Raw genomic sequence first — 22,821 nt, 5'->3', positions numbered from 1 at the left:
AAAAAACATATTTGTCTAGCTTTTGCTTATACATAAACTCTAGTATATTAAATTTATACATAATTGCAAATAGTCTATAATCTTGTCATTTGAGTGTACAAGCACGAAACATCTTTTATAGAATCTAGATTTTGTTTAGATTCTATAATTATCTTGTGTTTGCCATTAATCTTTCACATTTACGAAAATGTGTTTTTTAATAGAATTTTACAATAAATCTATATCATTTGCCCTCAACGCTTCCATAATGCGTAAGGCTTCAATATGTTCTTTTACATCATGGACTCGCACTATGTTTGCACCATTTTGCCATGCTATGCAGTGGGCTATGAGGGTGGCAGGTAGATTGCCTTTTTTTGTGGATTTTGTATGTTGTAAAAATTCGCCCTTGTCTATACAATTTGAACGATTGAGCGAATTAGAGGGGCAGTCATTATCGTTTAAATAACTCCTGCCCTCTAATTCGCTCAAAGCCTCCAAAGCCATAGAGCAACCGCTAGAATTTGTGGTTTTGTTTGCATGGTTTGTTTGCGTAGATTCTAGAATCTTGTCATTTTGAGCCTTTGAAAAAGGCGAAAAATCTTTTTTAGATTCTATATTAGATACTTCGCTACGCTCAACATGACAAGGATTAGAATCTAGATTTCCTATTTCTAAGCCCTGCGTTCCGCTTGAAGTGATACTAGATTCTAATTTCTCTTTACCTTGCACCCCTACGCCCTGCACCCGCCCAAATGGTTGAGATTCTAAAATCCTTGTTAAAAAACTCTTATGACTAGCACCGATAAGAAGTGGTAAGTTAAAATGTTTAAAATGTTGCAATTGATTGAGTAAAGTGATATTTTGCTGCATATCTTTTGCAAAGCCGATACCAACATCAAGGATAATGTTATTGCAATTATGCTCTTTTAAATAGGCGATTTTTTTAGTGAAAAAGGCGTCAATATCAAGGATTAGATTCTTATATTTGCAATGCTTTTGCATGGTTTTGGGTGTGCCTTGTATATGCGTTAGGATATAGCTTACATGCGGGTTTTCTTGCAATACTTTTATCATATTTTCTGGCTTACCGCTTATATCGTTAATAATGCTAAATCCATATTCAACCGCTATTTTTGCTGTCTCTTCATTATAGGTATCAATGCTAAATTGTGCTTTAGTATTTAGCTTGTTTATCTCTTTAAAAATGGGTTTTAATCGCTCTAGCTCGACTTTAGATTCAATGTATTTTGCACCCGGTCTAGAGCTTGCCGCACCGATGTCTATGTAGTCTATGCCAAGATCTATGTAATGATATATTTGTCCTATTGCTTCCTTACTGCTAAATTCTTTATAAAAGCTATTAGAATCTACATTGATTATCCCCATGATTTTTCTGCCATAGTCTTCTTGTGGTTGTAAGAAGATTTTTAGCTCTTGTGCGATTGTTTTTAAACCAAAGGGTTGCATTTGCATTTTTGATATTAAAAGTTTCAGTGCTTTTTGTGTGCCAAATAAAAGGCAGTCATAATGTGTTTTTTGACACAATATCGCATCTTTTGGCGTTACAAGCTCTGCACCATTACTCAAAGCGTCTTGCTTTAGAATCTGCATGGCTTGTAATTTTAATTGCTCTATTTTAAAAGCTAGAATCTGTGTCTTTTCTTTCATAATCTTATAGCCGATATTATCTGGCTCGACGCTTTTCATAGCCTCATTGATATTTGTTACTCGCTCAATCTTCATAGCTATCCTTTGACTAAAGATAAAAGTAGTGGTAAAAGTGCGGTATGCACGCTTTGTTTGCTATATAGGGCTTTTAGTGCTAGTTCAAATCTCTCTAGCCCCTTTTCATCAAGCAAAATATTATGTGCGATTATAGAATCTAGAATCTGTGAGAGTATATTTCTGCCCTGTTCATAGCTTATATGTTCTTTTTCAAGCTTATTTACATACTCATATACCATAGGAATGGTAAGCCTTGTAAGGTCTAGATTAATGGGCTTTGTGTGCGTTTTTTTACTCTTATTAAAGACTACAAGTCGTGAAAAAATCGTTGGTATAAGCTTATTTCTAGCTGTAATGTAAAGCATAAAAATAATATGGCTTGGTGGCTCTTCTAGAATCTTTAAGAGTGCGTTTTGTGCGTAGTGATTATAGCTAAACGCAAAAATTGCGATGATTTTATCTCTTGTTGTAGCGATATGTGCTTCTTCTATAATCTCATGTGCGTTATCTATCTTTAGCTCTTCTAAATCATAAATCCTTATATCTTCTTTTGCATAGGTATTGCGTAGATAGTTTTTCTCACTCTCGTAATCATTGCTGATAATGATACATGATTTTTTGAATGTAGTAATAAATTGCGGGTTGATCTTTGATGGGGCATGAAAGGTTGATTTAGATTCTTGTTGTTGCGTTGTCTCTTTGGTATTTTTAACGGATTTTTTGCTCAAAACTCGGTCATTATCGTTTAGATAACTCCCTTCGCTTTTGCCTTGAAAACTACTAAAATCACTCAAAGATACTACCGCAAGATTCTCGTTTGTGTTTGTAGTGGTTTCTAGATTCATTCTATGTCCTGTAAGTCCGTTGTGGCTTTATGTGTTTTTGAGCAAATGACACAAGTGTGGCACACAATGGCACAAAAAATACAGCTTAAAAAGCTTTTTGGATTATAACAAAACTTTTTAAATGCGATTTTTTGGGCTAAAGTGTGGCGTGAAGCATAAGAAGCAAAGAGCATGTAAAACCAAGTAAATCCATAGTTTTATGCGATAAGCTATTAAGAGATTTTGGCGACTTGAGGGCTGTGCAATATGATTTAGCAATAAATAATATTGCAACCAGCAAGGTTTAAACAGGAATACAACAGAAAAACTATGTATAGATATTTCTATTTATGTATGGTTTTTTATAGGTTTGTAGGAACGGTCGCTTAAAATGTGGCGTGTGTGTATAAGAATGACACAAAAGCATATTAAGCATTATGGCGGGTCTAAAATGTGGCGTGTGGCTGTATCTAAAGACAAGCTGTTTTAAAAATAGCAGGATTAGGTATAAAGCCATGCAACACATAGCAATATGCTTTTTATTTGCATGTGAATCAGACATAAACAAAGTGAAAAACACTTAAAAAACAACATAGTGCATAACAAAACGCTGTGAAATGTGTGGTATGGTTTGTTTTAGCTACGCTTAAAAACATATACGGACTAGAAATAGGGTCTATTTTCCTTACTTGAATAGTAAGGGTCTAACATGCGATATACTGGATTAACAAAGCTCGGTAAAAAAGCTTTTTGCGTGAATTTTACACTACTAGATAAGCTAAAAATCACAACAAAAGAAGCTATTTTATTGCAACAAATAGAGTTTGTGAATAAAAAAAGCGATTTTTTAGTCTTACCTTTGACAATTTTATCAACAATCACAAATATGAGTAGAGGGCATTTATATAGGTGCTTAAATAAGCTTAAAAAGATAGGGTTAATTGTAGTAACTGATGAGGATATTGCAATAACTGACTACTACAAAGAGATAAGAGAACAAGATTTTTTAGAAAATCATAGTAAATACAAGGCTTTAAAGCAAAAAATGGCGAAAAAATCGCAAAATGTGGCGTGTTTTCAGGGCTATCGTGTGGCGGATTTAGAACAGGAAGTGATGTCTGGCTTCGCTCAACATGACAATAAAGGGTCTAATCACTCAAAAATAGCGGTGCATGATGAATTTTACTATACGCAATATCGATGTGATGATATAGAAACAATACAAAATGCAAACGATGTTAGATGTTTGGCTTACGCTCAACATGACAATAATTGGCAGTATGATAAGCAGGGACAACAAGATAAAGAAGTGCTGCATTCACAAAACATAACAGAAAAATCAAATAAAGCAAAAAATGCTAAAAGTGTGGCGTGTGATGAAAATGCAAAACAAGATATGCAAGGCTTTTTGCATGAAAATAATAAGACAACAAATACACAAGAAAATAAGGCTCTAAACTCACAAAATAGCCATTCTTTTTTTGTTACAAACTTGTCTCAAAATGTTACAAATCTGTCTCAAAATGAGACACCTATATATAACAAAGAATACAATAATATCTCTTTGTGTGATACATCACACAAAGAGTATATATATTCGCTCCCAAAGGAAGCGGCTAATAAAAAGCAAGGGCTAAGGGATAGCCTTGCTTTTTATTAGCAGATTTAAAAAAACAATCTTGCAATTTAGATAACCTTAAAATTTCAACAGATATTTATAACGAGTTGGCAAAAGAATTTCAAAAAAAGGTGTTCGCACAAAGCAAAATTAAGCCAAATGCCTTTTACTCAAAGCTTAGTGATGAAGTGAAAAAGAAAATAAATAACTTCATGTTAAGCCTTAATACTAGCCTTTTGTTTCTTAGCGTGGAGGCTAAAAAAGCCTTTTTTGCTGACTTAGAAACACTTGCTAATAGCGATATGCTAGAAAAAGCAATAGAGTATTCAAGCAAGAATAAGCTTTTATGGATATGCTTAGATAGCGATGATAGCAAGGGTAAGAAGTATTTAAAAGCTTTATATGTGGATATGCAAAAAGAACTCGATAAAAAAATAAAAATGCTTCGTTTAGAGTATGTAAAAAGCATGTCTAAAGAACAGATTTTGCACGAGGTAGTATCTCAATATGGCAATAAGATTGATGAATTTATAGCTTACAGAGAAGCAAGGAATAAGTATTTTAACAAACATGCTTTTCACGCTTTGTTAGATACTTTAAGTGCATATTTTATGCAAGGTGAAGATATTGTGGCGATGTTAGAACAGAGTGTGTGTAGGGGGTATAACTGGGTGTTTCCTTTAACACATAACTATCGCAAAAGGAGGTGTGCTTAATCTTTGCGTTTATCTTTTGTGCTGCTTTTTGTCATTTTGAGTGCGTAAGCATGAAAATCTTTACTTGTAAAAAAGCTAGAGATGTTTCGCCTTTGCGGCTCAACATGACAAGGGAAAAGGGCAAAACTAGCTTTTTAATGAAAGCTTTACATTAAATTTAATTTGAAAGGAAAAAACAACATGCAAACAACACTAGGAAATTTTAAACACGCAAAAATAAGAGGCAAGTATATACAAGTGCATGCTTGTATCAATAATGTGAGATATAGATTTAGCACAAGACTAGAAGTTTCAGCTAAAAATCTCTTATGGGTTGAAAACAATTATATGGAATTAATACAGAAGCATGAGCTAGAAGTAGAGCAAAATAATACTATAGGCTTAGATATTGCTACTTATGGCAGAGAGATATTAGAGGCACATTGTGAGCACAGAAAAGAGAATACTTACATTCGCTATTTAAATGTATTTAAAAAATACATTGTTTCACGCATAGGCTATTTAGAAATAGCAGAGATTAAGCCAAAGAATGCTAGAGAGATATTTTCAAACTTTAATGATATACCGCTACAAATAAAAGCCTTGTATTAAACCTTTTAAAGCTTATATTCACACATGCAGTGATTGATGGTTTAGTGTCTGCTAATCCATTTTTACATTTAAAATGTAGCACACAAAGAGTAATAAAAGAAGATAGAAATAAACCTTTTAGTATGCAGGAAATGAAACAAATATTAAGCAAATGTGATAATGCTTTGTTGCAATTATATTTGTTTATAGCATTTTTTACAGGCATGCGACCAAACGAGATATTAGCCTTAAATGTGAAAGATATAGATTTATCACTAGGCAATATCTATGTAAATAAGTCAGTAAGCCATAATAAGCTATGCACGACTAAAACAAATGCGGCAAGATATGTAGAGATAACTACTACGCTAAAACAATATCTAACAAGTGTATTAAAAGATAAAAGCGGTTATATATTCCTTGATAGTAAAAAAGGTTTTGTGAATGAAAAAAGCATTGCATATAACTTTAAAAAGCTATTAAAAAAGCTAGATATACAAAATAACACGCTGTATTCAACAAGACACACATTTGCAAGTCTTATGCTGCAAAGCGGCGAGGATATGCACTGGGTATCTAAGCAGTTAGGACATAAAGACTTAAGCACAACACTGCAATATTATGTGAAATACATCAAGCAAGATAAAGAGAGAGGGCAGGAGTTTAACAGAGCCTTTGAAGACTTAGAAAAACAGGAGGTAGCATAATGAAAAATAAGTCTGTAAGTCCTTGTTATTTCGTGCATTATGATACTTACTATAAGTTAGGCAAAATGCAAAGAAGGTTAGGTTTTTCAAAAAGTGTTTTAGTAGAGATTGCAATAGGATTATTAGATGAGAAAGAGTTACAAAAGGCAGTCATTTCAAGAAGTAGTACAGATGGCATTGATTGCTTCACACAAGAGGCTAAAAAAGAGCAAACACTATTCTAAAAGAAGTCAAATCGGTAGAGATGGTAGATTTACTTTAAGTAAAAAAGCATTGACAAAGATAGAGAGACTTGCAAAAGAGAATAGTTATAAGCAAAGCATGGTAGTAAGGGCTGCTGTTGATATATTATTTTATAAGGCTGAAACGATGGAATATAAGAAGTTTTACAAGATTATACATACACAATATTTAGCATTAAGTATTGAAAGCTTAGATATGTCGCCAACTCATAAGAAAAAGATGTTAGATAGTTTAGAGTGGGTGTGTAGATGAAAAATGTTGAAAGTTTAGTATTACGAAGTGTGATTCAGTATAGTGAAGAATTACCGCTATTTTTTCAAACACTGAAAAAAGAATTTTTTAGTGATGAAGCACAAATTGTATATGAATGCTTATGGGAAGCTTTTATTAATAAAGTGCATATTGAAATGGATTATATAGCACAAAAGATAGAGAAACAAGAGATTATCTTAGCGTTATTAGAACAGATTCCAACAAAGCATATACAACAATACTATAACATATTGCTTGATGACTATAACATTGTGCGTAGAATGGAGCTTATGGAAGAGTTGCAAAAAGTCAGTGGCAAAAGATATGTAGATTTGATGAGTATCTTTAATGATTTCATGCCAAAGACTGCGACTAAATATATGACTTTAAAGCAGAGATTGCAATATATACAAGATAATGATATTAAGTTTAAGCAGTATGAATTGGGTGTTAATTTCTTAGATATTGTTTTGCATGGCGGGATTGAGTTACATAAATTAGTGCTTATTAGTGGTGAATATGAAGCTGGTAAAACTAGCCTTTGTTTGCAGATTATAAGAAACTTAGCAAAAGTGGAGCAATGTGCGTATTTTTGTTTTGAGTTTCCTGCTGATAAATATGCTATTGATGAAAATAAGATTTTGCAAAGAATGCTGATGTCAAACGAGCTAAAGCCGCATGAATTGGAAGCTATACAGAATAATATCTATATTATCGATGAGGGCATGAATGTAGATGATACTGCGGCAAATATTTTGTTTTTAGCAAGTTGTGGAGTGAAGTTTTTTGTCATTGATTCTCAAATGCGTTTAAATGTAGAACAAAGCTTAAATGTAGAAGAGAGTGAGAGTAAGAAATTTAAGATTTTAAATAACCTTTGCAACAAATATGGGATTGTAATATTCTTAATCGTGCAAACGAGCAAGAATGATACAAAAAGCCCTAGTGGTAGCAAGAAAGGAGGACATGAAGCAAGTATTATGATACGCATAGAACACAATAAAAGTAAAGATAATGACGCACCTTTTGACCCATATACAAGAAGCGTTATTATCCAAAAGAATAAGCAAACAGGAAAACATGCAAAGTTTAATGTGAGTTTTGATGTAACCAATCAAACATTCCATAGTAATGATATTGTGGAATATGAAGATTATGCAAAGAAAGAGAGAAAGCAAACACAGATGGTTTTGCCTGAAGTATCACAAGAGTTAATAGTAGAAAATACTATTAATCTGCCATTAATCTAAGTTGAAAGGACAGAGTATGAAAAAGATTAAAGAGTTTATAGAATGGATTAAATGGGAATATCATTGGTGGCGTATTTTCAAGTAGTATAAAAGGAAATAGCAATGAGACAAGATATTAAAACGACATTTCAGGCCTTAATATACAAAGAGTTTGGAGCTGATGAACTTAATGTGTATAAAAGTTTTTGTAATAAAGCTAAGGGATCATATTCTACAGACTATATCAGGGTAAAGGCAAAAAAAGAGAGTCCTAGCGAATGGTTAGCACGCAAGAAAAAAGGCTTAAGTATTAATGATGAAATAGGAAAGCTTGTTAGCATAGAGTTTGATTCCAGCGAGTTAGAATATTATAAAAATCTTAATTCTAAGCATAAATTTGCATATAGTGCTTATATGCGTTTAAGAATAAAGGCAAATAAAGAAATAATTAGTAATGACTCCCCTAGCAAATGGCATAAAGGATTTTTAGCTAGAAAAGCAGGGGTAAAGCAAAAAAGGGAACATAGGGAACATTATATAAAAAAGCGTGAGGATAGACAAGTAGCTTTAACCGAGTTTGTTAAGAGTATCGCAGAGATGTTTTCTTATGATGAAAGCGCGTATTATATGAATATGATAAATTTTGCAAGGAAATATTACAGAAAGCATTATTTACAATGTGAAAAATATGGTTATAGCATAAAAAGCCCTAGTGAATGGTATAACGAATTTGCTGTAACTACACAATGCAGAGAAATGCAACAACTTGAAAATCGCTTTTTTGGGCTTGTGAAACGAGAAATAAGCACACAAGATGCAAGAGAGTATATTGCATATTTTGAAGCTATGGCATATCAAAGAGAAAGGAATTATTGTTTATGAAAGAAAGAGAATTTAAAATATTAATGAGTAATGCAAAGGCACAAGTAAAAGACATGTTGCAAGAGAGAGGCAAGGATTATGGAAGCTTTAGCGATGTTTCTAACTTTGTGAATGAGTTTTACATAACTAATATAAGAAGCGTAATGGATAGAATTACAGGGCTTAGTAATGATGAGTATAACAGTGCAATGGTAGCTTTATTTATGCTTGGAGTAAAGTTAGCAAGGCTAGAGAATAACACAGAAAATCCGCATTTTGATAGTGTGATTGACTTTTTAGGATATTTGGAGCTATTAAAGCAGGTAGGTATAAAAGACTTAGAGTTAAAAATGCATATAAAAGGCAGTAAATTGCATAAAAAGCTTATTCAATATGCAAATAATGAGTTAAAGGATAGAGAATGCAAGTAGAATTACTACATTATACACCTTTGCATGTGTGTAGTCATGCTATACGCACATGTTGGAATTCTCACTCAAAAAGCGATAAAGGAAAACTTGATGAGAATCTAATATATAGAGTAGGCAATATTAACAAGCATAAAAGCGTGTTAGAGCATTTATTTTATAACTTTGATATTAGGGGCATAAGTAGGGCATGTTTGCAAGAGTTAGCAAGGCATAGAATGGCAAGTTTATCTGTAAAAAGCACAAGATACACGCTAAAAGAACTCAATAAAGAAGAAAGCTTTTTTCCCCTATGTGAAGAAAACTATAAAAGAGCAGAAAAATATATCATGCTTTCAAGCAATGAAAGAGTAAAAGACCAAAGTATAAAAGCCTTAGAAAGTCTGCGTTTAGCGGTAAAAGATGGCATTGCTAATGATATAGCAAAATACATTATACCTGAATGCTACAAAACAGAGTTAGTATGGAGTATTAATGCTAGAAGTTTGCAAAACTTTTTAGAACTAAGGACTGCAAAAGTAGCATTAAAAGAGATTAGAGAGTTAGCATATAGTGTGTATAAGGCATTACCACAAGAACATTTATATTTGTTTAGTGGATTTTTAACACAGAATAAGGAGATATTGGTATGAATAAGGTTATTTTAATAGGTAATTTGACAAAAGAAGTAGAGATAAGGCAACTTACAAGTGGCAGTATCGTAGGCAATATGAGTTTGGCTGTAAATAGGCATTTTGTAAGGACTGATGGCACAAAAGATAGTGAAGTATGCTATATCGATTTGGCTGTGTATGGAAAAAGTGCAGAGTTATGTAAGCAATGGTTAGTAAAGGGCTCTAAAGTATGTGTTGAAGGTAGGCTAGTGTATCAACAATGGCAAACACAAAGCGGCGAAAAAAGAAGTAAGCATGTAGTATCAGTGGAAAAAGTAGAGTTTTTAGGCTCACCAAATGCAAATAATGGCAATGCAGAGGAAAATAACACTAAAGTTGTGAATCCGCAGGTAGAAACACAGATAGATTTTGGCTTTAGTGATGAAATACCTTTTTAGCTTTGGTGCGTTGTCTTTTTGCAAGTGTGGGTTTAATAGCCTATAAAGTCAAAAAATCTTTACTTTGCGTAAGTGCAGATGTTTGGCTTACGCTCAACATGACAAAAGAAAGGTTAGGTAATGGATAAAGATAATTGGATTCTAGTATTTATGCTATTTGGCAGTGTGTTTTGTATTTTCTACATTGCTACTTTTAAAGGCTGTGCTGATAAAAGGGTCGTGTATAGAGAAACTTATATACCTATAAAGTGCGATGTAGAAATACCTACAAGACCAAGTTTAAGCGGTGATTTAGTGAGTGATTATTCTAAGGCTTTACAACATAGTGAGACTTTAGAAAAAGATTTAGAATTTTGCGTGAAAGGGAAATAAATGCTAACAATTGCAAATTTAAGCGGTGGCAGAGATAGTTCTGCTATGGTTATAAGGTATTTAGAGTTAGGAAATGATATTTATAATGTCTATATGGAGACTTTAATTAAGGCTTATGAGAATGGGGGTAAAGAATGTTTGGTGTAGATATGTTTTTTTCATTTTATCGGTGCTTTTGATATATGCAGTATTTAACAAGCGAGTTAATAGACTTGTAGATAAGGCATTACAAGTATGTGAAATCAAGCTAGATAAGGCATTAAAAGAAAAGGATACAGAATGAAAGCTAAGAAATACAAAGATATAAACGAAATGTATCAAAACGCACACAGACCATGCGTACATTGTAAAAAAGGCGGCATTATGGGTGATGATGTATATGAGTATGAGTATGTATGTGGTGCAAGTTTAAAAAAATATGAATCTTGTAAGCATAAAGAACACATAAGGAATATTCATGATGTCTATATGGAGGCTTTAATTAAGGCTTGTAAGAATGGGGGTAAAGAATGAAAGCAAGATTATTAGCTTTAAGTTTATCTGCAATATATGCTTTATTTTTGATAGGTTGTAAAGAAGAAAGAGATGAAGCATGCAAAAAATGTAGTAAAGAAAGCCAAAAGGAAATAAGGATATAACATGCAAAAAGTAATGCAAGGAATATGTGTTAGTTTGTTTGTAGCTTTATGCTTTATATTTTGGCGTTATGTGGAAGCTATTAAAGATTTAGAGAATGAAAGCTATAAAAATGCAGTCTTAGAATCTAAGCTAGAGACACAAAATAAATCTATACAAATATTAAAACTAACTACACAAGCCTATAAAAAGAATAAAGAAAAGCAGGAAAAAGAGATACAAGACAAGTATGCAAAGGCATTAACAAAAACACAAAAGGTATATATTAATACATGCGATGTAAAAGAGTTAGAGAGACTTAAAAAGCAAGAGTTGCAATTAAGTGAGCTATTAAGGGCCAGATATGAATAGAGCTGAAAAAGAGCTATTAATACGAGAATTAGCTAAAAGAAATTTGTATGATTTTATGCGATATAAGTTTGCATACTATTATGGCAATACATTTTTAGATAATTGGCATTATGGGTATTTATGCGAGATATTAACCGAGCTTTTAAATGGCAATATTAAAAACTTAATGATTTCAATGCCGCCAAGTTATGGTAAAAGTGAATTGGTAGCAAGGACATTTATCCCGTATGCTTTAGGCAAATATCCTAACCTAAAATTTATATATGCAAGTTATGGTGATGAACTCTCTAAAAGTATAAGCGTAGAAACTAGAGATTTTTTAAATCAAATGCTTTTTCTAGTCTTTTTGGTAAGCAAAAACTGATTATGGATAAAGCCGAGAATTGGTTTAATGAAAAAGGCGGAGGATTATTTGCTACTACAACAGGAGGGGCTATAACAGGTAAGCATTGTCATATAGGTATTGCTGATGATTTATTAAAAGCAAGTGAAGCCTATAGTGAAGCAAGTAGAAAAAATAGCATTATATATTTTACAGAATCCTTTTTAAGTAGGCTTTTAACTTATGAGAATATACAAGGCAGAATGATAGTTATCATGCAAAGACTACATAAAAACGATTTATGTGGATATTTAAAAGAAGTGGCAAGGAATGAATGGGAGGAAGTGAATTTAGAAGCTATAAATAAGGAAAAAAAGGTATATGAGATTGGAAACTTTAGGCATGAGAGACAAGAGAGTGAAGCTTTATTTGAAAAAAGACATACACTAGAGCAATTATATACAATTAGACAGACTATGGGAGAATATGCCTTTAACGCACAATATCAGCAAGAGCCAGAGAATGCAAGTGGGGGATATTTTAATATGGATTATTTTGATAGTAACTTAATCAGTGATTTTGATATACCTAAACAAAATCTCTATATATTCATTGATCCTGCTGAAAGCACAAAAGATGGAAGCGATAATCGTGCTATTGTATGTGTTGGGATAAGCTTAAAGGATAGTTATCCATTTATTGTAGTTTATGATTGTTTCTATGGTAAATGGGATAATGAAATGTTTATAGAACAAAGCTTTTGCATGATGAGTAAATATCCTAATGCGAGTGTAAGGATTGAACCAAAAGGAGGCGGTATTACTTTGGAGCAAAGCTTAAATAAGCAAATACTAGCCTTTAATCTTAAGAGAAGAAATAATAATGAGAGTGTGCTAAGTAACCTTATAACAACTTTTAAAGTGCCTTTGTCTTTAAGTAAGCATGAAAAAATAGCTACACTTTTACCTGCATATAATCAAGGTAGGCTAAAGTTTAGAAGGAATGGTGTAGGCATAGAACAGATTAAAAACGAATTGCGAAAATATAACCCTGATAGAAAGGCAAATGATGATAACTGCATTGATGCTTTAAGTGGGATTACTTGGCAGCAAGATATTTATGCTTACGAGAATAAGGAAAAGGTTGTAGTAAGAAATAATGGGTTTAATATAGGGATTACTACTAAGTGGCGTATATAGCGTAAATATTCGTCTTTGATTATACATTTTGCAAGTTTTTAAAATTTTGACTAGCTATTTTAAAGGCTAATCTTATGAATGCGTAATCAAAGATGAATCTTAGGAAAGGATATATAATGATAGAAAATATAGACGAACTCAAAGAACAAATAAACATAGTAGATATTATCTCACACTACTTGCCATTAAAAAAGAATGGTAGCAATTATACTGCGTGCTGTCCTTTTCATACAGAAGACACTGCGAGTTTTATGGTAAGTCCTACAAAACAGATTTATCACTGCTTTGGCTGTTTAGTGGGTGGTGATGCTATAAAGTTTGTTATGCAATTACAAAAGATAGACTATATAGAAGCTATTAAAGAGATAGCTAATATTATAGGATTTAAGCTTATATATAAAAATGGTAAGCTAGATTCTCTCATGCAAGATAATGAGATATTCTTAGATTATGCGCTAAGTAATCAACAACATATTATGCAAATAGCATTAAATCGTGGGATTAGTGAAGCTGTGATAAAAGAATTTTGTATCGGTTATGGGGGTGAAGATTTTGAGATAAGAAATCTGTCTGAAAATAAGAAAGAAGCCTTGCAAAGTGGCATATTATTTGAAAGTAATAATGGATATAAAAGCATGTTTTCAAAAAGGCTTATTATCCCTATATTTGATGCTAATGGTAAATGTGTAGCTTTTAGCGGTAGAAGCCTAGATTCTAAGCAAAATCCTAAATACATAAACTCTAAACAAACAAAACTCTATAATAAAAGTAAGATATTATTTGGCTATGATAAGGCTAAAAAGCATATAGCAAAAGAAAAAAGCGTATATATTGTAGAGGGTTATTTTGATGTCTTGGCATTGCATACAATGGGTTTTAAAAACTCTGTTGGAATATGTGGGACTGCTTTTACAAAAGAACATATTGCCTTGCTTACAAAATATGATGATATAAGTATTAATCTAGCCCTAGATAATGATTCTGCAGGAATGAGTGCTACACTAAGAGCGATTAATATTTTAATACAATATGAGCTTTATAATAGCTTTTCTAAACCCCTACACTAGGTAAGCATAAGCACGAGGCTAAAACCACTTAGGCCCAATATTTAAAGTAAATAAATCGCCACTTATTTTGCATATATGTTTTGAGATGTTCGCATCGGAATTGAAACATATATTTTTTTACAAGAGATTCTTAAAAATAAGTTTTGAATATCTACTTAGAATCTAACCTAATATTTGAAGCAAGTCTTTTATTCTTAGAAACTATAAATATGTGGAAGTGGAGTTTATGTTCTCGTAAGTATATATTTGTAATCTAAATTTGCAAGATTCCCAAGAAAAACATATACAAGGCTTATAAACTAGACTTAAAAGATTTGATATTTAATGTATAGAAGCTAAACTTTCAAGATTGCTTAATCGCACTATCTAGCTTTTGTATAAACTGCTGGCTTGCTTCTTCCATAGCATTCAAATGCGCAACGATATAATCAATATCTGTGCTATCTAGCTCTTTGTCTATCTTTTGTAATGCGTCGGTTACATTTTGAGTAATGATATCTCGACTTCTATCGACTTCTTGACTGCTTACAAGGCTAAAAAGGACTTTTTGACATATTGGGTCTTCAAAAAGATGTGATATGGCATGTTTGCTAAAATCTTGTGCTGGTTTAAAAAGCTTAAAGCTCAAATACGCGTTAGATTTATACAGAATATGCTCAATTTTTGCTACATTGATAATAAGGCTTTTTTGCAAGATATTAAATGCACTATGCAGGGCGACACTTTCATTGCCAAGATTCTCAAACACATCAGTAAAAGAAGCGATCTTGCTTTGCGTGTCATTGATGATACGATAGACTTCTTCACTTCCTGCTTGAATGGTTGCGATCTCTTGTTGCATGGTTTGGATAACAAGTGAAATCTCATCAGTTGCTTTATGTGTATTTTCAGCAAGCTTTCTTACCTCATCAGCAACGACTGCAAAGCCTCTGCCATGCTCTCCTGCCCTTGCGGCTTCAATACTTGCGTTTAATGCTAAGAGATTTGTTTGTGCTGCGATATTGATAATAAGTTGTATAACATTGCCAATATCATTTGAACGCTGTGCGAAGTTATTAATCGCATCATTGCTTTGGGCGATAAGTGTTAGGAGATTTGCTATACTATCAGCTATTTCTGTGATATTTGCTTTATTTTCATCTGCGATTTGAGTAAGCGATTGGATATTATCACTTACGCCGTGCATTTTACTCATTTCATGTGTTAAATCTGTGCTAATACTATTTAAGTCATGATTCTGATTATCTAGGCTCATATTCATAAGTGATCTTGCAAGTGAGTTTTGGATACTCTCTTTTGCATTTGTCTCAATACTATTTAAACAAAAATTAATACTATCTATGTTTTTTACAAATGCGCCTTTCAAGCCCTCACCTAAAGCTCTTCTATAAAATTCATGGTTTTGTGATGCGCTCACAGAAGTATTTACCTCACGCAGAAAGGCTTCAAGATTATCCAGTAAGACATTTAGATTCCCACCAAGTGTAACAAGCTTAGAATCTCCATGCAAATGGATAACGCGACTTTCAAAATCACCATCTTTTGCATGCTCTGTTACTTCAATAATGCGATCTAAAAATTGTGCATGTCTAGTCTCAAAAAATAAGCCCACACCTTGTGCCACACATGCAAGAAGCGCTATACTCCCAACGACAATACCGCCATTTAAAAAGCTTAATAAACCTGCAATGAAAGAAAGCAATATGCCTATTACCAAAAAGATTCTAAGCGACATGTCCATTCCTTTGAAGATTTAACACGAGATTATTGTAGGTTAGATTTGCATTTTTTGCATATTCAAGGATAAAGTTATACGCCTTATCTATCCCTTGTGCTTTTTCAATCCGCAAAGTCTCTTCATAAATCTTGCTAATAACTGCTATGGCTGCTTCATTTGGTTTTCTACGCACAGAATAGTAACCTATGACTTGATTATGCTGATTATAGTTTGGTGTAATGTTGGCAAATACCCAATAGAAATTATTGTGTTTAGTCTTATTTTTCACAAAAGCAAAGACTTCTTTGCCCTGCTTAATATGCTCCCATAGAATCCTAAAAACACACTTTGGCATGTCTTCATGACGCACAATATTATGCGATTTAAATAAAACTTCTTCTTCATCATACTCTGCATAATCTAAAAATGGCTTGTTGCAATACAGCACATTACCTTTTAAATCCGTTTTTGAAGTAATTAATACATCTTTTTCAAGTATAAGTTCTTGCATATAACTTCCTTGTAAGTAATTAAATTGAATAATCATAGAACATAAAAGCGACTTGGCATTATAACATGTTAGGCTTAATGCAATATTAACGCTAGAACATATACTTTTTGTAACCTTAAACATTGTCTAGTATATCCACAATAAAAATAAGCAAAATCATAGTTTAAGGTTTATAAGAATATGACTTTGTTTAGAGTTTAATCATTTTGCTTACATACATTTCCAGATAGCAAAAGATTCCAAGCCATTAATTTATTTTAACTTTAAACAACCATATGGGTAATTGAAATACGGCTATCTGCCTAAGCGATAATATTTGCATATTACACAACCGCATTCTCATCAATCACAATGCCAACAGGGCAGTGATCACTCCCCATTATCTCGGGGTAAATATGTGCTTCTTTAAGATTCTTGACAAGGCATCTTGAGAGTAAAAAGTAATCAATTCTCCAACCTGTGTTATTTTGTCTTGCCTTTCCCATGTAACTCCACCACGTATAAGCATGCTCTTTATCCGGGTAAAAATAACGATAAGAATCAATAAAGCCACTATCCAAAAGCACACTCATTTTTTCTCGCTCTTCATCGGTAAAACCCGCATTTCTGCGATTTGTCTTTGGATTTTTTAAATCTATTTCTTTGTGTGCTACATTCAAATCACCACATACAATCACAGGCTTATACTGCTCTAATCCCTTTAAAAAAGCACGAAAGTCATCTTCCCATTCCTGTCTGTATGCAAGCCTTTCTAGCTCTCGTTTGGAATTTGGTGTATAAACATTTACAAGAAAAAAGGTTGCATATTCTGCCACAATAATACGCCCCTCTTTATCATGGTGTGCTATCCCCATATCATTACACACACTTAAAGGCTCTGTTTTGCTAAGAATGATTGTGCCAGAGTATCCCTTTTTTTCCGCTTCATTCCAAAACTGATAATATCCATCAAATACAAAATCACTTTGACTTCTGTGCATTTTAGATTCTTGGATACAAAATACATCAGCATCGATTGTGTTAAAAAAGTCCATAAATCCCTTTGTCATACATGCACGCAAACCATTCACATTCCAAGAGATCATTTTCATATTATTGTCCTTAAAGTATTACACATAGATTCAATAAGGGAAAATTATAACCACAGAAATACAACATTACTTAATGCAAATATAGAATCACATTTCTAGCTACAATGTGCAACAAAAAGTAATAAAAGTGTTATTGAAAGTAAAAGAGTTTCTTAAAGTATGTTTCTTTTTAACACATGCAAAGCCGTATGTATCGTGTAAGCAAAATGAAAATCCAAAGAATTTACAAAATATTTGTTACAATTAAGATATAACAAGCTCTTTACACACAGCAGCATAAGCTAACAACATAGTCTTTTTTTTAGAGTATTTATTATGCTTCATTCGCAATACAGGATAATGTTTAAAGAGAATGTTTGTGTTTCCATTTGAAACGATAACCCAACAAGGAGAAGATAATGTTAGAAATCAGATGGCATAGTAGAGCTGGTCAGGGTGCTGTAACAGGTGCCAAAGGGCTAGCAGATGTAATCGCTGGGACAGGCAAAGAGGTGCAAGCATTTGCGACTTATGGTTCTGCAAAACGCGGTGCTACAATGGCGGCATTTGATAGGTTTGATGATACCCCTATCCTTAATCATGAGAAATACATGGAGCCAGATTATGTATTAGTGATTGATCCCGGTCTTACTTTTATCGCAGATATTTTTGAGAATGAAAAGCCTACAACAAAATATATTATCACAACCCATTTAAGTAAAGAAGAGTTGCAAGAGAAAAAGCCGGAGTTAAAGGATCGAGAGTTTTACATAGTGGATTGCATTAAGATTTCTTTAGAGGCATTGGGTAAGCCTATCCCAAATGCGCCTATGCTTGGTGCTTTCATTAAAGAATCTGGTCTTTTACCTATTGAAGAGTTTAAAGAGGCGTTTAAAAAAGTGTTGGGAAAAAAATTGCCACAAAAAATTATTGATGCAAATATGGTGGCAATACAGCGTGCGTATGATGAAGTGCATTAATAAAGTATGAAAGGATAGATTATGCAAAATGCTAATAAAGGTTGGAATGACTTATTACCCGGTGCAGTTGTATTTCCACTTGAAACAGAAGGTGAAAAAAGCCTTGACCTACATCAAGAGGAGAGAAAATATACAGATAATAGCTCTTACACACTAAGTGTAGCACATTGGCGGACAGAAAAGCCCGTGCATAATGTAGAGCATTGCATTAACTGCTATTTTTGCTGGGTGTATTGCCCCGATAGCTCTATTTTAGTAAGAGATGAAAAGATGACTGGTGTAGATTACAAGCATTGTAAAGGTTGTGGTGTGTGCGCTGATGTGTGTCCTACAAATCCTAAATCTTTAATTATGTTTCAAGATTTTGTTACAAAAGAAGATGCGATTAGTCAATGGCCAGCAAAAGAGAAGAAAGAGAAAAAGGCATAAGGAGTTAAGCAATGGCAAAAGTATATGATTTACAAGAAGTTGAGGTATGGGATGGCAATGTCGCCGCTAGTCATGCCCTGCGACAAGCACAAATTGATGTAATGGCAGCATATCCTATCACACCATCAACACCTATCGTGCAAGATTATGGCACATTTGTTGGTAATGGCTATATTGATGGCGAGTTTGTGCTTGTAGAATCTGAACATGCGGCAATGAGTGGTTGCGTAGGTGCAGCAGCAGCAGGTGGTAGAGTGGCTACTGCTACAAGCTCACAAGGCTTGGCGTTAATGGTTGAGGTATTATATCAAGCAAGTGGTATGAGACTACCTATTGTATTAAATCTAGTTAATCGTGCATTAGCAGCACCGCTAAATATACATGGCGATCATTCAGATATGTATCTATGCCGTGATGCAGGGTGGATTCAGCTTTGCACTTGTAATCCACAAGAAGCTTATGACTTTAACCTTATGGCGTTTAAAATCGCAGAAGACTATGATGTAAGAGTGCCTACAATAGTGAATCAAGATGGCTTCCTAAGCTCACACACAGCGCAAAATGTGCGTCCTTTAAGCGATGAAGAAGCATATAAATTTATCGGTGATTATAAGGTAAAAAACGCATTGCTTGATTTTAGCAAACCTGTTACTTATGGTGTGCAAGCAGAAGAAGATTGGCATTATGAGCATAAGGCACAACTACATGCAGCAATCATGGATTCTATGCCTGTTATTGAACGCGTATTTAATGAGTTTAAAGAAAAGACCGGTCGAGCATACAAGCCTGTAATGAGTTATGATATGGACGATGCAGAAGTAGCAATCTTTGCCATCGGCACAACCGCAGAATCTGCACGCGTTGCAGCAAAGGCTATGAGAGAGCAAGGCATAAAAGCTGGAGTTGTAACTATCCATGTATTACGCCCATTCCCTTATAAGCAAGTAGGCGAGGCATTGAAAAACGCAAAAGCAGTTGCTATCATGGATAAGTCTTCACCAGCAGGGGCTATGGGTGCTATGTTTAATGAAGTGAGTGCAGCTATCTATCAAGCCGCTACAAATAATCGTCCTATACTTTCTAACTATGTGTATGGTTTAGGCGAGAGAGACTTAACACAAAAAGATATTAGAAAGATTTATAGCGAACTTGCAGACAATGTCAAGGCAGGAAAACTTACGCATAACGCACAGCAGTGGATTTGTTTGCGTGGTAAAGAAATGGGTTTTAATTAAGATTCTTAACTTTGAAAAGTTACATTAAAAAGGAAAGATAATGACAAAAGAGATAAAAAATCTAAAACAATTTAGCAAAAGTGCTGAAAGATTTGAAGGTGCGCATTTATTGTGTCCGGGTTGTGCGCATGGTATGATTGTGCGGGAGGTTTTAAATGCAGTTGATGGTCCAATAGCTCTTGGAAATTCTACAGGGTGTTTAGAAGTTTCAACAGCAGTATATCCGCATACTTCATGGAATGTGCCATGGATTCATATCGGTTTTGAAAACGGCTCGACTGCGATTTGTGGTGCTGAAGCTATGTATAAAGCCCTTGAGAGAAAAGGCAAATACAAAGGGCAAAAGCCTAAATTTGTAGCATTTGGTGGTGATGGTGCGACCTATGATATTGGATTCCAATGGATTAGTGGCTGTTTTGAAAGAGGGCATGATTTTACATATATCTGCCTTGATAATGAAGTGTATGCCAATACAGGTGGGCAAAGAAGCGGTTCTACACCACTTGGGGCTAGCACCTCCACAACACCAGCAGGAAAAGTAAGCTATGGTAAAAAACAAAAGAAAAAAGACTTGCTAAGCATTATGGCAGCACATGGAAGCCCCTATGTCGCACAAGTTGCACCAAATAAATGGAAAGATATGAATGCTAAGATAAAAAAGGCGATTGACACAGAAGGACCTACTTTTATCAATGCTATGAGTGCTTGCACGACTGAATGGAAATTTAACTCAAATCACACCGTTGAAATGAGTGATTTAGCCGTAGATAGCCTTGTATTCCCATTGTATGAAATCATTGATGGGCATGAGTTGCGTATCACTTACCGCCCTAAAAATGTCATTCCAGTTAGGGACTATCTAGCCGCACAAGGCAGATTCAAACATTTATTTAAACCAGAAAATGAGCATATCATCGAGCAATTTCAAAAAGATGTTGATGCTAGATGGGAGCTACTACAAAGAAGAGAAGAGGCAAAGTTGTAATACATTTTTAGCTATTTCTCTACCAGCTAGCCTTAAAACCATTAAGATTTAGAGCTACTTTAAGCTAGATTCTAAATCTTTTAGATTTTTGATTACACTCTCCATGTTGCTTGACTACATTAATAACTTTAAAATTCTATAAAATTCTAATAGAGTGTATATGCAATTCAATCTAGTTTTATAGCTAATTTGTATGTGCTACTAGATTTGATTCCATACTTGTCATTTTGAGCGACAGCGAAAAATCTAATATAAAATTGCGTTTTTGTTATATTGAGACGAAGTCGAAATATCTCTTATAGAATCTAAACTTTAAAGATGTTTCGACTGCGTCTCAACATGACAAGATTCCAGAAACCACACAACGCAATCCATCAAATCACTGCAACATATCAAAAAAGTGTAAAATATATACAAAATCCACACAGATTCTATAAAATTTGTAACTTTTACTTACTTTTTATAGAATTTACTTGAATTTGTTTTTTTTTTTTTGTAGAATCATGCAGTATTTTATTTGCTATTGCAAATATTTGATTCTACAAAAGAGCGAGTAAAAGGGGTAAGCTATGAGAGTAAAAGCATATATGCTAAGTGGGATTTTGCTCAGCATGAACTACACGCTAAACGCACAAAACTTTCAAGATATAAATATTAAAGATCAATCGAATGGTAAGATTGAACAGGCAAATGGTGTTAATGGTGGTTACTTTTACAATTGTAGTGGGAAATCATTCTGGGGAACTTGCAATCAGGCACAAGATATTATCATCGATAAAAGTAGTGCAATAAATCAGGATTTTGCTATATGGGGATTAAATTATTCTATGAATAGTGATTACCCGCAACAAAATAAACTTACCATAAAGCTTGGGGGAGGTGATTTTGTCTTCGGTGGTAGTGGTGTTGATAATAATAAAAATGTAACCGGTGTTGGTGCTACAACATACATAGGGGCTTATAGTGGCTCTACTAGAAAGCATTTTACCGAATTTAAAGTTGAGGGTATAAAGAATCTCTATCTAGGCGGGACAATAGAGATTGGTGGACACTATATGGGTGGTTCTATATATCGTGGTGGTGGAGCAAGAGTTACATTTAATGCAAGTGGTGATATTGTCTCAAATGCTGATATTAGAATCATGCGTGGCACCACATCAGGATACGATAAAGGTTCTTCTAGCCTTACATTAACAGGCAATAGATTTATCTCAAATGGCAAAATTACGCTAGGTTATACACCTGAAGGTGCTACCGGTGTATTTTACACCTCAGCTTTTGCTGTGCTTGATTTGTCGAAGGTTAAAGATTCTATAATCAAAAATCTTGTAGTAGCTGGACAGGATGGTTATGTAGAAAATGAATACACTGCAAATACTATAAAGGCTCAGAATCTTGAATTAGGCACTGTTATGGTAAGGTGGAATCAAGCAAATCTTGATATTAAAATGGAAAATTCCGACAATAGAAAAGATGTAAAGATAAATTTACTGGTAAATTCAACCACTGGGAATCTTAACTCTGGCTCAAGTTACACACTTACACTCAAAGGAGATACAAGGGGTTTAAATATCGGTGAGATAAAGCACTATAATGCTGCTGGTGGAGAGACCTCTGCAGTTGTCAATGAGAATGGAAATATAAGGGTTGATAAGGTTACTTTTAATGAGGATGGTATAGCTGGGTCAAATGGGCAAATCTCATTGACTGCAAACAATGGTGATGTAATAGTAAAAAATGC

The 22,821-nt window shown here is 33.8% G+C and carries 30 protein-coding genes; 25 read left to right on the top strand and 5 right to left on the bottom strand.

Features of this window, described 5'->3' with window-relative positions; all coding sequences use genetic code 11:
- Positions 1 to 207 precede the first annotated feature (207 nt).
- Together folP and C6H08_RS04595 are read right to left on the bottom strand one after the other, a co-directional pair.
- Complete coding sequence (gene folP, locus C6H08_RS04600; RefSeq protein WP_052099980.1) at positions 208 to 1,725, bottom strand: dihydropteroate synthase; 1,518 nt, start codon at positions 1,723 to 1,725, stop codon at positions 208 to 210.
- 2 nt (positions 1,726 to 1,727) lie between these two features.
- A complete protein-coding gene (locus C6H08_RS04595; protein WP_233708488.1) occupies positions 1,728 to 2,552 on the bottom strand; it encodes a DNA polymerase III subunit delta' in 825 nt (274 codons plus the stop codon).
- A 688-nt stretch (positions 2,553 to 3,240) separates the two neighbouring features.
- On the opposite strand from C6H08_RS04595, the gene C6H08_RS04590 reads away from it, so the two are divergent.
- From C6H08_RS04590 to dnaG, 20 genes are all read left to right on the top strand, one after another.
- Positions 3,241 to 4,191: a cyclic nucleotide-binding domain-containing protein gene (locus C6H08_RS04590; RefSeq protein ID WP_034579487.1), complete on the top strand. Its 951-nt coding sequence runs from the start codon at positions 3,241 to 3,243 to the stop codon at positions 4,189 to 4,191.
- 65 nt (positions 4,192 to 4,256) lie between these two features.
- Entirely contained in the window at positions 4,257 to 4,865 is a 609-nt protein-coding gene (locus C6H08_RS04585) for a hypothetical protein (RefSeq protein WP_104686119.1), read from the top strand.
- Between the two features lie 180 nt (positions 4,866 to 5,045).
- Entirely contained in the window at positions 5,046 to 5,456 is a 411-nt protein-coding gene (locus C6H08_RS04580) for a tyrosine-type recombinase/integrase (RefSeq protein WP_034579491.1), read from the top strand.
- A 131-nt stretch (positions 5,457 to 5,587) separates the two neighbouring features.
- Entirely contained in the window at positions 5,588 to 6,142 is a 555-nt protein-coding gene (locus tag C6H08_RS04575) for a tyrosine-type recombinase/integrase (RefSeq protein WP_080732221.1), read from the top strand.
- Positions 6,142 to 6,366, top strand: a complete 225-nt coding sequence (locus C6H08_RS04570; protein WP_034563844.1) for a hypothetical protein — start codon at positions 6,142 to 6,144, stop codon at positions 6,364 to 6,366. The genes C6H08_RS04575 and C6H08_RS04570 overlap by 1 nt, the downstream gene beginning before the upstream one ends.
- On the top strand, positions 6,314 to 6,637 hold the full coding sequence (locus tag C6H08_RS04565; RefSeq protein WP_034563841.1) for a hypothetical protein: 324 nt from the start codon (positions 6,314 to 6,316) through the stop codon (positions 6,635 to 6,637). Before C6H08_RS04570 ends, C6H08_RS04565 begins: the two co-directional genes overlap by 53 nt.
- Positions 6,634 to 7,887 carry an RAD55 family ATPase gene (locus tag C6H08_RS04560; protein ID WP_034563839.1) on the top strand — a complete coding sequence of 418 codons (1,254 nt, stop codon included), beginning with the start codon at positions 6,634 to 6,636 and terminating at the stop codon, positions 7,885 to 7,887. The genes C6H08_RS04565 and C6H08_RS04560 overlap by 4 nt, the downstream gene beginning before the upstream one ends.
- Before the next feature lie 102 nt (positions 7,888 to 7,989).
- The gene (locus C6H08_RS04555; RefSeq protein ID WP_034579493.1) at positions 7,990 to 8,748 is read left to right on the top strand and encodes a hypothetical protein; all 759 of its coding nucleotides are present in this window, start codon (positions 7,990 to 7,992) and stop codon (positions 8,746 to 8,748) included.
- Positions 8,745 to 9,158: a DUF6378 domain-containing protein gene (locus C6H08_RS04550; protein WP_034579495.1), complete on the top strand. Its 414-nt coding sequence runs from the start codon at positions 8,745 to 8,747 to the stop codon at positions 9,156 to 9,158. Before C6H08_RS04555 ends, C6H08_RS04550 begins: the two co-directional genes overlap by 4 nt.
- A complete protein-coding gene (gene thyX, locus C6H08_RS04545) occupies positions 9,149 to 9,787 on the top strand; it encodes an FAD-dependent thymidylate synthase (RefSeq protein ID WP_104686118.1) in 639 nt (212 codons plus the stop codon). The genes C6H08_RS04550 and thyX overlap by 10 nt, the downstream gene beginning before the upstream one ends.
- Complete coding sequence (ssb, locus tag C6H08_RS04540) at positions 9,784 to 10,206, top strand: single-stranded DNA-binding protein (RefSeq protein WP_052099987.1); 423 nt, start codon at positions 9,784 to 9,786, stop codon at positions 10,204 to 10,206. The genes thyX and ssb overlap by 4 nt, the downstream gene beginning before the upstream one ends.
- 120 nt (positions 10,207 to 10,326) lie before the next feature.
- Positions 10,327 to 10,578: a hypothetical protein gene (locus C6H08_RS04535; RefSeq protein ID WP_233708487.1), complete on the top strand. Its 252-nt coding sequence runs from the start codon at positions 10,327 to 10,329 to the stop codon at positions 10,576 to 10,578.
- A complete protein-coding gene (locus C6H08_RS11240; RefSeq protein WP_158656806.1) occupies positions 10,579 to 10,725 on the top strand; it encodes a hypothetical protein in 147 nt (48 codons plus the stop codon).
- The gene (locus C6H08_RS11235; protein WP_158656804.1) at positions 10,700 to 10,861 is read left to right on the top strand and encodes a hypothetical protein; all 162 of its coding nucleotides are present in this window, start codon (positions 10,700 to 10,702) and stop codon (positions 10,859 to 10,861) included. Before C6H08_RS11240 ends, C6H08_RS11235 begins: the two co-directional genes overlap by 26 nt.
- On the top strand, positions 10,858 to 11,091 hold the full coding sequence (locus C6H08_RS04530; RefSeq protein ID WP_034579594.1) for a hypothetical protein: 234 nt from the start codon (positions 10,858 to 10,860) through the stop codon (positions 11,089 to 11,091). The genes C6H08_RS11235 and C6H08_RS04530 overlap by 4 nt, the downstream gene beginning before the upstream one ends.
- On the top strand, positions 11,088 to 11,216 hold the full coding sequence (locus C6H08_RS12265; protein ID WP_267892878.1) for a hypothetical protein: 129 nt from the start codon (positions 11,088 to 11,090) through the stop codon (positions 11,214 to 11,216). Before C6H08_RS04530 ends, C6H08_RS12265 begins: the two co-directional genes overlap by 4 nt.
- 1 nt (position 11,217) lies before the next feature.
- The gene (locus C6H08_RS04525) at positions 11,218 to 11,565 is read left to right on the top strand and encodes a hypothetical protein (protein WP_034563806.1); all 348 of its coding nucleotides are present in this window, start codon (positions 11,218 to 11,220) and stop codon (positions 11,563 to 11,565) included.
- Positions 11,558 to 11,929: a hypothetical protein gene (locus C6H08_RS04520; protein ID WP_034579598.1), complete on the top strand. Its 372-nt coding sequence runs from the start codon at positions 11,558 to 11,560 to the stop codon at positions 11,927 to 11,929. The genes C6H08_RS04525 and C6H08_RS04520 overlap by 8 nt, the downstream gene beginning before the upstream one ends.
- Positions 11,930 to 11,931: 2 nt before the next feature.
- Entirely contained in the window at positions 11,932 to 13,086 is a 1,155-nt protein-coding gene (locus C6H08_RS04515; protein ID WP_034579601.1) for a hypothetical protein, read from the top strand.
- A 116-nt stretch (positions 13,087 to 13,202) separates the two neighbouring features.
- Entirely contained in the window at positions 13,203 to 14,153 is a 951-nt protein-coding gene (gene dnaG, locus C6H08_RS04510) for a DNA primase (protein ID WP_052099988.1), read from the top strand.
- A 343-nt stretch (positions 14,154 to 14,496) separates the two neighbouring features.
- On the opposite strand, the gene C6H08_RS12520 is transcribed toward dnaG, so the two are convergent.
- From C6H08_RS12520 to C6H08_RS04495, 3 genes are all read right to left on the bottom strand, one after another.
- A complete protein-coding gene (locus tag C6H08_RS12520) occupies positions 14,497 to 15,339 on the bottom strand; it encodes a methyl-accepting chemotaxis protein (protein WP_411698101.1) in 843 nt (280 codons plus the stop codon).
- Between the two features lie 538 nt (positions 15,340 to 15,877).
- On the bottom strand, positions 15,878 to 16,381 hold the full coding sequence (locus tag C6H08_RS04500) for a PAS domain-containing protein (RefSeq protein ID WP_034579607.1): 504 nt from the start codon (positions 16,379 to 16,381) through the stop codon (positions 15,878 to 15,880).
- Positions 16,382 to 16,704: 323 nt separating this feature from the next.
- Entirely contained in the window at positions 16,705 to 17,472 is a 768-nt protein-coding gene (locus tag C6H08_RS04495; protein ID WP_034563820.1) for an exodeoxyribonuclease III, read from the bottom strand.
- Between the two features lie 398 nt (positions 17,473 to 17,870).
- On the opposite strand from C6H08_RS04495, the gene C6H08_RS04490 reads away from it, so the two are divergent.
- From C6H08_RS04490 to C6H08_RS04470, 5 genes are all read left to right on the top strand, one after another.
- Entirely contained in the window at positions 17,871 to 18,431 is a 561-nt protein-coding gene (locus tag C6H08_RS04490; protein ID WP_005218890.1) for a pyruvate flavodoxin oxidoreductase subunit gamma, read from the top strand.
- Between the two features lie 21 nt (positions 18,432 to 18,452).
- Entirely contained in the window at positions 18,453 to 18,860 is a 408-nt protein-coding gene (locus C6H08_RS04485; protein ID WP_004084303.1) for a 4Fe-4S dicluster-binding protein, read from the top strand.
- Positions 18,861 to 18,871: 11 nt separating this feature from the next.
- Positions 18,872 to 20,095, top strand: coding sequence for a 2-oxoacid:ferredoxin oxidoreductase subunit alpha (locus C6H08_RS04480; protein WP_034563823.1), 1,224 nt, complete (start codon positions 18,872 to 18,874; stop codon positions 20,093 to 20,095).
- 40 nt (positions 20,096 to 20,135) lie between these two features.
- Complete coding sequence (locus C6H08_RS04475; protein WP_034563826.1) at positions 20,136 to 21,080, top strand: thiamine pyrophosphate-dependent enzyme; 945 nt, start codon at positions 20,136 to 20,138, stop codon at positions 21,078 to 21,080.
- 569 nt (positions 21,081 to 21,649) lie between these two features.
- The coding region (locus C6H08_RS04470; RefSeq protein WP_158656802.1) for a hypothetical protein at positions 21,650 to 22,821 on the top strand (1,172 nt) is incomplete at its 3' end.

Origin of the sequence: Helicobacter bilis (genome assembly GCF_900198365.1) — a bacterium.
Taxonomy (GTDB): Bacteria; Campylobacterota; Campylobacteria; order Campylobacterales; family Helicobacteraceae; genus Helicobacter_A; species Helicobacter_A bilis_B.
This window is presented reverse-complemented; position numbering and strand designations above follow the sequence as displayed.

Bases quoted from the DNA above. Each gene is read 5' to 3' on its own strand.
- C6H08_RS04590 (WP_034579487.1), top strand. From the start codon at position 3,241: ATGCGATATACTGGATTAACAAAGCTCGGTAAAAAAGCTTTTTGCGTG.
- C6H08_RS04575 (WP_080732221.1), top strand. From the start codon at position 5,588: ATGAAACAAATATTAAGCAAATGTGATAATGCTTTGTTGCAATTATAT.
- C6H08_RS04565 (WP_034563841.1), top strand. From the start codon at position 6,314: ATGGCATTGATTGCTTCACACAAGAGGCTAAAAAAGAGCAAACACTAT.
- C6H08_RS04580 (WP_034579491.1), top strand. From the start codon at position 5,046: ATGCAAACAACACTAGGAAATTTTAAACACGCAAAAATAAGAGGCAAG.
- C6H08_RS04485 (WP_004084303.1), top strand. From the start codon at position 18,453: ATGCAAAATGCTAATAAAGGTTGGAATGACTTATTACCCGGTGCAGTT.
- C6H08_RS12265 (WP_267892878.1), top strand. From the start codon at position 11,088: ATGAAAGCAAGATTATTAGCTTTAAGTTTATCTGCAATATATGCTTTA.
- thyX (WP_104686118.1), top strand. From the start codon at position 9,149: ATGCAAGTAGAATTACTACATTATACACCTTTGCATGTGTGTAGTCAT.
- C6H08_RS04495 (WP_034563820.1), bottom strand. From the start codon at position 17,472: ATGAAAATGATCTCTTGGAATGTGAATGGTTTGCGTGCATGTATGACA.
- C6H08_RS11235 (WP_158656804.1), top strand. From the start codon at position 10,700: ATGGGGGTAAAGAATGTTTGGTGTAGATATGTTTTTTTCATTTTATCG.
- C6H08_RS04560 (WP_034563839.1), top strand. From the start codon at position 6,634: ATGAAAAATGTTGAAAGTTTAGTATTACGAAGTGTGATTCAGTATAGT.
- C6H08_RS04535 (WP_233708487.1), top strand. From the start codon at position 10,327: ATGGATAAAGATAATTGGATTCTAGTATTTATGCTATTTGGCAGTGTG.
- C6H08_RS04520 (WP_034579598.1), top strand. From the start codon at position 11,558: ATGAATAGAGCTGAAAAAGAGCTATTAATACGAGAATTAGCTAAAAGA.
- C6H08_RS11240 (WP_158656806.1), top strand. From the start codon at position 10,579: ATGCTAACAATTGCAAATTTAAGCGGTGGCAGAGATAGTTCTGCTATG.
- C6H08_RS12520 (WP_411698101.1), bottom strand. From the start codon at position 15,339: ATGCACGGCGTAAGTGATAATATCCAATCGCTTACTCAAATCGCAGAT.
- C6H08_RS04525 (WP_034563806.1), top strand. From the start codon at position 11,218: ATGCAAAAAGTAATGCAAGGAATATGTGTTAGTTTGTTTGTAGCTTTA.
- C6H08_RS04570 (WP_034563844.1), top strand. From the start codon at position 6,142: ATGAAAAATAAGTCTGTAAGTCCTTGTTATTTCGTGCATTATGATACT.
- C6H08_RS04595 (WP_233708488.1), bottom strand. From the start codon at position 2,552: ATGAATCTAGAAACCACTACAAACACAAACGAGAATCTTGCGGTAGTA.
- C6H08_RS04480 (WP_034563823.1), top strand. From the start codon at position 18,872: ATGGCAAAAGTATATGATTTACAAGAAGTTGAGGTATGGGATGGCAAT.
- C6H08_RS04490 (WP_005218890.1), top strand. From the start codon at position 17,871: ATGTTAGAAATCAGATGGCATAGTAGAGCTGGTCAGGGTGCTGTAACA.
- dnaG (WP_052099988.1), top strand. From the start codon at position 13,203: ATGATAGAAAATATAGACGAACTCAAAGAACAAATAAACATAGTAGAT.
- C6H08_RS04555 (WP_034579493.1), top strand. From the start codon at position 7,990: ATGAGACAAGATATTAAAACGACATTTCAGGCCTTAATATACAAAGAG.
- ssb (WP_052099987.1), top strand. From the start codon at position 9,784: ATGAATAAGGTTATTTTAATAGGTAATTTGACAAAAGAAGTAGAGATA.
- C6H08_RS04500 (WP_034579607.1), bottom strand. From the start codon at position 16,381: ATGCAAGAACTTATACTTGAAAAAGATGTATTAATTACTTCAAAAACG.
- folP (WP_052099980.1), bottom strand. From the start codon at position 1,725: ATGAAGATTGAGCGAGTAACAAATATCAATGAGGCTATGAAAAGCGTC.
- C6H08_RS04475 (WP_034563826.1), top strand. From the start codon at position 20,136: ATGACAAAAGAGATAAAAAATCTAAAACAATTTAGCAAAAGTGCTGAA.
- C6H08_RS04550 (WP_034579495.1), top strand. From the start codon at position 8,745: ATGAAAGAAAGAGAATTTAAAATATTAATGAGTAATGCAAAGGCACAA.
- C6H08_RS04515 (WP_034579601.1), top strand. From the start codon at position 11,932: ATGGATAAAGCCGAGAATTGGTTTAATGAAAAAGGCGGAGGATTATTT.
- C6H08_RS04530 (WP_034579594.1), top strand. From the start codon at position 10,858: ATGAAAGCTAAGAAATACAAAGATATAAACGAAATGTATCAAAACGCA.